Consider the following 9,402-nt stretch of genomic DNA (forward strand, 5'->3'; position numbering starts at 1 on the left):
CGCGCCGGCAAGACCGTCGCCGTGGCCGGCAACATCGGCCCCTCGCTGCTGGACACCCTGTCCGAGCGCATGGACGCCGATGCCCTGCCGCAGGTGTGGGTGCTCGAACTCTCCAGCTTCCAGCTCGACGGCGTCCAGGGCTTCGAGCCCACCGCCGCCACGGTGCTCAACGTCACCCAGGACCACCTGGACTGGCATGGCGGCATGGACGCCTACGCCGCCGCCAAGGCGCGCATCTTCGGCCAGAGCGGCCTGATGGTGCTCAACCGCGACGACGTCCGCGTGATGGGCATGCTGCCCCCGCCGGTGAAGGCGCGGCTGCAGCGCCCGCTGCTGCGCGCCCACCTGACCTTCGGCGCCGACCTGCCGCAGCGCCCGGGCGACTTCGGCATCGAGCGCGTCAACGGCCTGGCCTGGCTGGTGCGCGCCCACGAGGCCGACGAGACCCTCAAGCGCCGCCGCGGCGCCGCCGTGCAGGAAGAGATCCACCTGCAGCGCCTGATGCCCGCGGATGCGCTGCGCATCCGCGGCCAGCACAACGCGCTCAATGCCCTGGCCGCCCTGGCGCTGGCCAGCGCCGCCGGCTGCGCGCTGGCGCCCATGCTCTACGGCCTGCGCGAATACCGCGGCGAGCCGCACCGCGTCGAGCCCATCGCCATCGTGGACGAGGTCGAGTACTTCGACGACAGCAAGGGCACCAACGTCGGCGCCACCGCTGCCGCCCTGCAGGGCCTGGGGCTGGAGCGCAAGCTGGTCGTCATCCTGGGCGGCGACGGCAAGGGCCAGGACTTCTCGCCGCTGGCGCCGCTGGTGCGCCAGTACGTGCGCGCCGCGGTGCTGATCGGCCGCGACGGCGCCGCCATCGGCGAGGCGCTGGCCGACACCGGCGTGCCGCTGCTCACCGCCGCCACGCTGCCCGAGGCCGTCGGCCTGTGCGCCGACCAGGCCCAGCCCGGCGATGCCGTGCTGCTGTCGCCCGCCTGCGCCAGCCTCGACATGTTCCGCGACTATGCGCACCGGGCGGACGTCTTCCGCGAGGCGGTCGATGCGCTGGCCGACGAGGAGGCCTTCGAATGAGCGCCCGCATGCCCGCCGCCGCCACGCCCAACGAAGGCGGCAGCCGCTTCTTCGGCTGGTTCCGCCGCGCCGCCAAGAGCGGCATGGACGCCCTGCCCATGCACCTGCCGGTGCGCCTGGGCGGCGCCGACATCGCGCAGACCCGCGCCGCGCCGGTGCGCGTGGCCGGCTTCGACCAGCCGCTGGTGTGGGTCACCATCGCGCTCCTCATGTGGGGCCTGGTGATGGTGTTCTCGGCCTCCATCGCCATGGGCGACAACCCGCGCTTCAACCGCGCGGGCTACAGCGAGTCCTACCACCTGATCCGCCACGCCATTTCGCTGGTGTTCGCCTTCGTGGCGGGCCTGGTGGCCTTCCAGGTGCCGATGCGCACCTGGGAGCGCACGGCGCCCTGGCTCTTCGTGGTGGCGCTGCTGCTGCTGGTGATCGTGCTGATCCCGCACGTGGGCATCAACGTCAACGGCGCGCGCCGCTGGCTGCCGCTGGGCTTCATGCGCTTCCAGCCGTCGGAGCTGGCCAAGCTGGCCATGGTCTTCTATGCGGCCAGCTACATGGTGCGCAAGATGGAGATCAAGGAGCGCTTCTTCCGCGCCGTGCTGCCCATGGGCGTGGCCGTGGTGGTGGTCGGCATGCTGCTGCTGGCCGAGCCCGACATGGGCGCCTTCATGGTGATCGCCATCATCGCCATGGGCATCCTGTTCCTGGGCGGCGTGAATGCGCGCATGTTCTTCCTGATCGCCATGCTGGTGGTCGTGGCCTTCGCCACCATGGTGGCGGCCAGCCCCTGGCGGCGCGAGCGCATCTTTGCCTACCTGGACCCGTTCAGCGAGGAGCATGCGCTGGGCAAGGGCTACCAGCTCTCGCATTCGCTGATCGCCATCGGCCGCGGCGAGATCTTCGGCGTGGGCCTGGGCGGCAGCGTCGAGAAGCTGCACTGGCTGCCCGAGGCCCACACCGACTTCCTGCTCGCCGTGATCGGCGAGGAGCTGGGCCTGGTCGGCGTGCTGGTGGCCATCGCGCTCTTCCTGTGGCTCACCCGCCGCATCATGCACATCGGCCGCCAGGCCATCGCGCTGGACCGCGTCTTCGCCGGCCTGGCCGCGCAGGGCGTGGGCGTGTGGATGGGTTTCCAGACCTTCATCAACATGGGCGTGAACCTGGGCGCGCTGCCCACCAAGGGCTTGACGCTGCCGCTGATGAGCTTCGGCGGCTCGGCCATCCTGATGAACGTGGTGGCGCTGGCGGTGGTGCTGCGCGTCGATTATGAGAACCGGGTTCTGATGCGCGGAGGCCGCGTATGACCGGCGCCCGCACCGCGCTCGTCATGGCCGGCGGCACCGGCGGCCACATCTTCCCGGGCCTGGCCGTGGCGGAAGAGTTGCGCGCCCGCGGCTGGCGCGTGCACTGGCTGGGCGCGCCCGGCAGCATGGAAGAGCGCCTGGTGCCGCCGCGCGGCTTCGCCTTCGAGCCGATCCGGTTCGGCGGCGTGCGCGGCAAGGGCCCGCTCACGCTGGCGCTGCTGCCGCTGCGCCTGCTGCGCGCCTTCTGGCAGAGCTTCCAGGCCGTGGGCCGCGTCAAGCCCGACGTGGTGGTCGGCCTGGGCGGCTACATCAGCTTTCCGGGCGGCATGATGGGCGTGCTGCGCGGCCGTCCGCTGGTGCTGCACGAGCAGAACTCCGTGGCCGGCCTGGTCAACCGCGTGCTGGCACGCATCGCCGACCGCTGCTTCAGCGCCTTCCCCGACGTGCTGCCGAATGCGGCCTGGGTGGGCAACCCGCTGCGTGAGCCCTTCCTGTCGCAGGCCGCGCCGGCCGAGCGCTTCGAGGGCCGCAGCGGCCCGCTCAAGCTGCTGGTGGTGGGCGGCAGCCTGGGCGCCAAGGCACTGAACACCGTGGTGCCGCAGGCGCTGTCGCGCATCGCGCCGGCCGAGCGGCCCATCGTGCTGCACCAGAGCGGCGAGAAACAGATCGACGAGCTGCGCGCCAACTACGCCGCCGCCGGCGTCGAGGCCGAGCTGGTGCCCTTCATCGACGACACGGCCGAGGCCTTCGCGGCGGCCGACCTCATCGTGGCGCGCGCCGGCGCCAGCACCGTGACCGAGATCGCCGCGGTCGGTGCCGCCGCGCTCTTCGTTCCCTTCCCCTTCGCGGTCGATGACCACCAGACCACCAACGCCCGCTTCCTGGCGGACGCCGGCGGCGCCTGGCTGGTGCAGCAGACCGATCTGACGCCTGAACTCTTGTCCGACCTGATCCAGAAAACGACGCGTGCCGAGCTGCTCGAGCGCGCGCAGCGCGCACACGCGATGCGCAAGACCGATGCCGTGGCCCAGGTGGCCCTCGCCTGCGAGGAGCTGGTCAAGCCATGAAGCACGCGATCCGTCACATCCATTTCGTCGGCCTGGGCGGCTCGGGCATGAGCGGCATCGCCGAGGTGCTGTTCAACCTGGGCTACGGCGTCTCCGGCTCCGACCTGGCCGACAGCGCCACGCTGCGCCGCCTGGCCGGCCTGGGCATGCGCACCTTCGTCGGCCACGACGCAGCCCACATCGAGGGCGCCGACGCGGTCGTGACCTCCACCGCCGTGCAGGCCGACAACCCCGAGGTGATCGCCGCCCGCGCGAAGAAGATTCCCGTGGTGCCGCGCGCCCTCATGCTGGCCGAGCTGATGCGCCTGCGCAGCGGCATCGCCATCGCCGGTACCCACGGCAAGACCACCACCACCAGCCTGGCCGCCAGCGTGCTGGCCACGGCCGGGCTGGACCCGACCTTCGTGATCGGCGGGCGGCTCAACAGCGCCGGCGCCAATGCGCGGCTTGGCCAGGGCGAGTACATCGTGGTCGAGGCCGACGAGTCCGACGCCTCCTTCCTCAACCTGCTGCCCGTGATGGCGGTCGTCACCAACATCGACGCCGACCACATGGACACCTACGGCCACGACTTCGGCCGGCTGCAGAAGGCTTTCGTCGACTTCCTGCACCGCATGCCCTTCTACGGCACGGCCATCCTGTGCGTCGACGATCCGGCCATCCGCCAGATCCTGCCGCAGGTGACTTGCCCCGTGACCAGCTACGGCTTCAGCGAGGACGCGCAGGTGCGCGCCATCGACGTTCGTGCCGTGGGCGCGCAGATGCACTTCACCGCCCAGCGCCGCAACGGCGTGGTGCTGCCCGACCTGCCGGTGGTGCTCAACCTGCCGGGCGAGCACAACGTGCGCAATGCGCTGTCGGTGATCGCGATCGCCGTCGAGCTGGGCCTGCCCGACGAGGCGGTGCAGCGCGGCCTGGCCGAGTTCAAGGGCGTGGGCCGGCGCTTCCAGCGCTACGGCGAGGTGGCCGCTGCCGGCGGCGGGCGCTTCACGCTGATCGACGACTACGGCCACCATCCCGTGGAGATGGCCGCCACCATCGCGGCCGCGCGCGGCGCTTTCCCGGGGCAGCGGCTGGTGCTGGCCTTCCAGCCGCACCGCTTCACCCGCACGCGCGACTGCTTCGAGGACTTCGTCAAGGTGCTGGGCGGCGCCGACGCGGTGCTGCTGACCGAGGTCTATGCCGCCGGCGAGGCCCCCATCGTGGCCGCCGACGGCCGCAGCCTGGCGCGCGCGCTGCGCGTGGCCGGCAAGGTCGAGCCGGTGTTTGTCGACGACGTCCGCGCGCTGCCGCAGGCCGTGCTGGACAACGCCCGCGACGGCGACGTGGTGCTGTGCATGGGCGCGGGCTCCATCGGCGCGGTCGCCGGCCAGGTGGTGGAACGCGCGCAGTCCCAAGGAGAGCCTGCATGAACCCGCAGTTCGCCTTCCCGCCCTTGCCCGACGCCGGCGCCATGGGCAAAGTGGCCGTGCTCTTCGGCGGCCGCTCGGCCGAGCGCGAGGTGTCGCTCATGTCCGGCACCGGCGTGCTGCAGGCGCTGCGTTCGCTGGGCGTGGACGCGCATGCCTTCGATCCCGCCGAGCGCGAGCTGGCCGAACTGCGGCACGAGGGTTTTGACCGCTGCTTCATCGCGCTGCACGGCCGCCATGGCGAGGACGGCACGGTGCAGGGCGCGCTCGAGCTGCTGGGCATTCCCTACACCGGCTCCGGCGTCATGGCCTCCAGCGTGGCCATGGACAAGACCATGACCAAGCGCGTGTGGCTGGCCGAGGGCCTGCCCACGCCGCGCCACGTGCTGCTGCAGGCCGACGGCCAGGCGCGCGAGCGGGTGCGCGAGGTGCCCGACACCCTGGGCCTGCCGCTGATCGTCAAGCCGCCGCACGAGGGCTCGTCCATCGGCGTGACCAAGGTGCAGGGCTATTCGCAGATGCAGGCGGCCGTGCAGCTGGCCGCGCGCTACGACCCCGAGGTGCTCTGCGAGGAATTCATCGACGGCGATGAACTGACCTGCGCGGTGCTTGGCACCGGCGCCGACGCCGTCGCGCTGCCGGTGATCCGCATCGCCGCGCCCGAAGGCGCCTACGACTACCAGAACAAGTACTTCACCGACGACGTGAAGTACCACTGCCCCGCCGGCCTGCCCGATGCGCTGGAGGCGCAGGTGCGCCAGCTGGCCATCGCCGCCTACCGCAGCCTGGGCTGCCGCGGCTGGGGCCGGGCCGACTTCATGGTGCGTGCGCGCGACCACCAGCCCTTCCTGCTGGAGATGAACACGTCGCCCGGCATGACCGGCCATTCGCTGGTGCCGATGGCCGCGCGCGCCGCCGGCCTCAGCTACGAGCAGCTGTGCCTGCGCATCCTGGCCCAGGCCGCGCTGGACACCAGGCCCGTTCCGAAGGAAGGTGCCTGACCCATGGCCGACGGCATCGCAGTCCCGCTGGACGTGCGCCTCATGAACCTCACGGCGACCGTCCTGTACGCGCTGTGCGGGCTGATGCTGCTCGCCGCCGGCGGCTGGTGGGTGCTGCGCCAGCCTTTCCTGCCGCTGGGCGTGATCCGCGTGGATGGCGACGTGGCGCACAACAACCCGATCACGCTGCGCGCCAACGTGGCGCCCAAGCTGGCCGGCAACTTCTTCACCGTCGACCTGCAGCGCGCCCGCGCCGCCTTCGAGTCGGTGCCGTGGGTGCGCAAGGCCGTGGTGCGGCGCGAGTTCCCGAATGCGCTGCGCGCCACGCTCACCGAGCATGTGCCGGCCGCGCTGTGGGGCGCCGAGGACGAGTCCCGCATGATCAACACCTACGGCGAGGTCTTCGAGGCCAACACCGACGAGGCCGGCGACGACCTGCCGCGGCTGGAGGGCCCGGACGACCAGGCCAGCCAGGTGCTGGGCATGTACCGCGAGCTGGCGCCCGCCTTCGACGGCAGCGGCCTGAGTCTCACCGAGCTGCGGCTGTCCACGCGCGGCGGCTGGCAGGCGGTGCTGGACTCCGGCGCCACCGTGGAGATCGGCCGCGGCACGCCCGATGAAGTGGTGGCCCGTGTGCGGCGCTTCCTGCTCAGTGCCCGCCACGTGGCCGCGCAGTACGGCCGCAGCATCGAATCCATCGAAAGCGCCGACCTGCGCCATGCCGACGCCTATGCGGTGCGCATCCGCGGCGTCACCACCGTCTCGGCCGATGCCCCTGCTGCCGCGGCCGCGGCGCGGCGGCGCTAGGCCCGGCGGACACACAGACAGACAGACAGAACGAACGAGAGCCCCGAGGGAACACTCACACATCATGGCCAAAGACTACAAGGACCTGGTCGTCGGACTCGACATCGGCACCGCCAAGGTGATGGCGGTGGTGGCCGAAGTGCTGCCGGGCGGCGAGCTCAAGCTCGCCGGCCTGGGCGTGGCGCCGTCCAACGGCCTCAAGCGCGGCGTGGTGGTCAACATCGACGCCACCGTGCAGAGCATCCAGCAGGCGCTGAAAGAGGCGGAGCTGATGGCCGACTGCAAGATCGGCCGCGTCTACACCGGCATCACCGGCAGCCACATCCGCGGCATCAACTCCAGCGGCATGGTGGCCGTGAAGGACCGCGAGGTCAGCACCACCGACGTCGCCCGCGTGGTGGAGACGGCGCGCGCCATCAACATCTCCAGCGACCAGCGCCTGCTGCTGGTGGAGCCGCAGGAATTCGTGATCGACGGCCAGGACGTGAAGGAGCCGATAGGCATGAGCGGCATGCGCCTGGAGGCCAAGGTGCACATCGTGACCGGCGCCCAGAGCGCGGCCGAGAACATCATCAAGTGCGTGCGCCGCTGCGGCCTGGAGGTGGACCAGCTGATGCTGAACCCGCTGGCCTCCAGCCTGGCGGTGCTGACCGAGGACGAGCGCGAACTGGGCGTGTGCCTGGTGGACATCGGCGCCGGCACCACCGACGTGGCCATCTTCACCAACGGCGCCATCCGGCACACGGCCGTGATCCCGATCGCCGGCGACCTGATCACCAGCGACATCGCCATGGCGCTGCGCACGCCGACCAAGGACGCCGAGGACATCAAGGTCGAGAACGGCTTCGCCAAGCAGCTGCTGGCCGACCCGGAGACGCAGGTCGAGGTGCCGGGCCTGGGCGACCGCGGCCCGCGCATGCTGAGCAAGCAGGCGCTGGCCGGCGTGATCGAGCCGCGCGTGGAAGAGATCTTCCAGCTGGTGCAGCAGGTGGTGCGCGAGTCGGGCTACGAGGAAGTGCTCTCGTCCGGCGTGGTGCTCACCGGCGGCAGCGCCGTCATGCCGGGCATGGTCGAGCTGGGCGAGGACATCTTCCTCAAGCCGGTGCGCCGCGGCATTCCCAAGTACGCCAGCGCGCTGTCGGACATGGTGGCCCAGCCGCGCGCCGCCACCGTCATGGGCCTGCTCGAAGAGGCGCGCCACGCCCGCCTGCGCGGCTACAAGGTCGCGCAGAAGAACGGCTCGGTGAAGACGGCCTTCGGCCGCTTCAAGGATTTCATCGTCGGGAATTTCTGATGCAGTTCGCCGCACCGCAATCCCCCCTCATCCATTTCAACGAGCGATGGCGGCGTACCGGGCCGCCGCCCTCGGGGGGCGATGCCGCATCGGCCGCATCGTCCCGACCCCGCCGCGTCCCGGCACCGATCCCCACCACAACACCGTCAGTCAAGCAGCAATCGCAGGAATCCAGGAGTTCATGATGCCCATCGAAATGATCGAAGTCGAAGAGTTCAACCAAGGCACGCAGATCAAGGTGATCGGCGTCGGCGGCGGCGGCGGCAACGCCGTCACCCACATGATGGAGCGCGGCGTGCAGGGCGTGCAGTTCGTCTGCGCCAACACCGACGCCCAGGCCCTCAACCGCTGCGGCGCGCCCAAGCTGATCCAGCTGGGCGGCAACGGCCTGGGCGCCGGCGGCAAGCCGGACAAGGGCCGCGAGGCGGCCGAGGCGGCGGTGGACGAGATCCGCACCGCCATCGACGGCGCCCACATGCTGTTCATCACCGCCGGCATGGGCGGCGGCACTGGCACCGGCGCGGCCCCCGTAATCGCCCGCGTGGCCAAGGAGATGGGCATCCTGACCGTCGGCGTGGTCACCAAGCCCTTCGACTGGGAAGGCGGCAAGCGCATGAACAATGCCGAGTCGGGCCTGACCGAGCTCGAAGCCAACGTCGATTCGCTGATCGTCATCCTGAACGAGAAGCTGCTCGAGGTGCTGGGCGACGAGGTGACGCAGGCCGAGGCCTTCGCGCATGCCAACGACGTGCTGAAGAACGCCGTGGGCGGCATCTCGGAAATCATCAACGAGTACGGCGGCGTGAACGTCGACTTCGAAGACGTGCGCACCGTGATGGGCGAGCCCGGCAAGGCCATGATGGGCACCGCCTCGGCCAGCGGCCCGGACCGCGCCCGCATCGCCGCCGAGCAGGCCGTGGCCTGCCCGCTGCTGGAGGGCATCGACCTGTCCGGCGCCAAGGGCGTGCTGGTGCTGGTGACGGCCTCCAAGGCCTCGCTGAAGCTGTCGGAATCGAAGCTGGCGATGAACACCATCCGCGCCTACGCCTCGCCCGAAGCCAACGTCATCTACGGCGCCGCCTACGACGAGAGCCTGGGCGACAACATGCGCGTCACCGTGGTCGCCACCGGCCTGTCGCGTCCCGCCATGGGCCGTGGCCAGCCCGAGCTGCAGGTCATCCGCACCGGCACGGACAACGTGGCCTACCAGGTGCCGACGCTGGGCGGCGCGCTGGCGGGTGGCGCCACCGGTGCCAGCGGCCAGGCCAAGTACGACGGCATGGCGGTGCCGAGCGTGTGGCGGACCAACCGGACGATGGCCGCCGCCAAGGTGGATGCGCTGTCTTCGGGGGGCATGGACGACTTCGAGATCCCTGCCTTCCTCCGCCGCCAAGCTGATTGATGGGGCATACGGCTACTGCGCGCCCCGATCTTGCGCCTGCGCTT

At 71.0% G+C, this 9,402-nt stretch carries 8 protein-coding genes; all 8 read left to right on the plus strand.

What is annotated here, in order from left to right; genetic code table 11:
- Positions 1–1,077: UDP-N-acetylmuramoyl-L-alanine--D-glutamate ligase (gene murD, locus NS331_RS24110; RefSeq protein WP_153013022.1), on the plus strand; the 1,077-nt coding region annotated here is incomplete at its 5' end.
- Entirely contained in the window at positions 1,074–2,378 is a 1,305-nt protein-coding gene (gene ftsW, locus NS331_RS24115; RefSeq protein WP_193758197.1) for a putative lipid II flippase FtsW, read from the plus strand. The genes murD and ftsW, both read left to right, overlap by 4 nt.
- Positions 2,375–3,445 carry an undecaprenyldiphospho-muramoylpentapeptide beta-N-acetylglucosaminyltransferase gene (gene murG / locus NS331_RS24120; RefSeq protein WP_058644463.1) on the plus strand — a complete coding sequence of 357 codons (1,071 nt, stop codon included), beginning with the start codon at positions 2,375–2,377 and terminating at the stop codon, positions 3,443–3,445. Before ftsW ends, murG begins: the two co-directional genes overlap by 4 nt.
- Positions 3,442–4,857: a UDP-N-acetylmuramate--L-alanine ligase gene (gene murC, locus NS331_RS24125; protein ID WP_058644464.1), complete on the plus strand. Its 1,416-nt coding sequence runs from the start codon at positions 3,442–3,444 to the stop codon at positions 4,855–4,857. The genes murG and murC overlap by 4 nt, the downstream gene beginning before the upstream one ends.
- A complete protein-coding gene (locus tag NS331_RS24130) occupies positions 4,854–5,855 on the plus strand; it encodes a D-alanine--D-alanine ligase (protein WP_242873874.1) in 1,002 nt (333 codons plus the stop codon). Before murC ends, NS331_RS24130 begins: the two co-directional genes overlap by 4 nt.
- Before the next feature lie 3 nt (positions 5,856–5,858).
- A complete protein-coding gene (locus NS331_RS24135; RefSeq protein WP_058644465.1) occupies positions 5,859–6,662 on the plus strand; it encodes a cell division protein FtsQ/DivIB in 804 nt (267 codons plus the stop codon).
- A gap of 64 nt (positions 6,663–6,726) precedes the next feature.
- Positions 6,727–7,956, plus strand: a complete 1,230-nt coding sequence (ftsA, locus tag NS331_RS24140) for a cell division protein FtsA (protein ID WP_058644466.1) — start codon at positions 6,727–6,729, stop codon at positions 7,954–7,956.
- A 184-nt stretch (positions 7,957–8,140) separates the two neighbouring features.
- Complete coding sequence (gene ftsZ, locus NS331_RS24145; protein ID WP_058644469.1) at positions 8,141–9,358, plus strand: cell division protein FtsZ; 1,218 nt, start codon at positions 8,141–8,143, stop codon at positions 9,356–9,358.
- Positions 9,359–9,402: the final 44 nt, after the last annotated feature.

Origin of the sequence: Pseudacidovorax intermedius (assembly GCF_001476815.1) — a bacterium.
Lineage (GTDB): Bacteria > Pseudomonadota > Gammaproteobacteria > Burkholderiales > Burkholderiaceae_C > Xenophilus > Xenophilus intermedius_A.

What these genes read in the sequence shown, in the direction of transcription:
- ftsW (WP_193758197.1), top strand. Translation starts at nt 1,074, where the DNA reads ATGAGCGCCCGCATGCCCGCCGCCGCCACGCCCAACGAAGGCGGCAGC.
- murG (WP_058644463.1), top strand. Translation starts at nt 2,375, where the DNA reads ATGACCGGCGCCCGCACCGCGCTCGTCATGGCCGGCGGCACCGGCGGC.
- murC (WP_058644464.1), top strand. Translation starts at nt 3,442, where the DNA reads ATGAAGCACGCGATCCGTCACATCCATTTCGTCGGCCTGGGCGGCTCG.
- NS331_RS24130 (WP_242873874.1), top strand. Translation starts at nt 4,854, where the DNA reads ATGAACCCGCAGTTCGCCTTCCCGCCCTTGCCCGACGCCGGCGCCATG.
- NS331_RS24135 (WP_058644465.1), top strand. Translation starts at nt 5,859, where the DNA reads ATGGCCGACGGCATCGCAGTCCCGCTGGACGTGCGCCTCATGAACCTC.
- ftsA (WP_058644466.1), top strand. Translation starts at nt 6,727, where the DNA reads ATGGCCAAAGACTACAAGGACCTGGTCGTCGGACTCGACATCGGCACC.
- ftsZ (WP_058644469.1), top strand. Translation starts at nt 8,141, where the DNA reads ATGCCCATCGAAATGATCGAAGTCGAAGAGTTCAACCAAGGCACGCAG.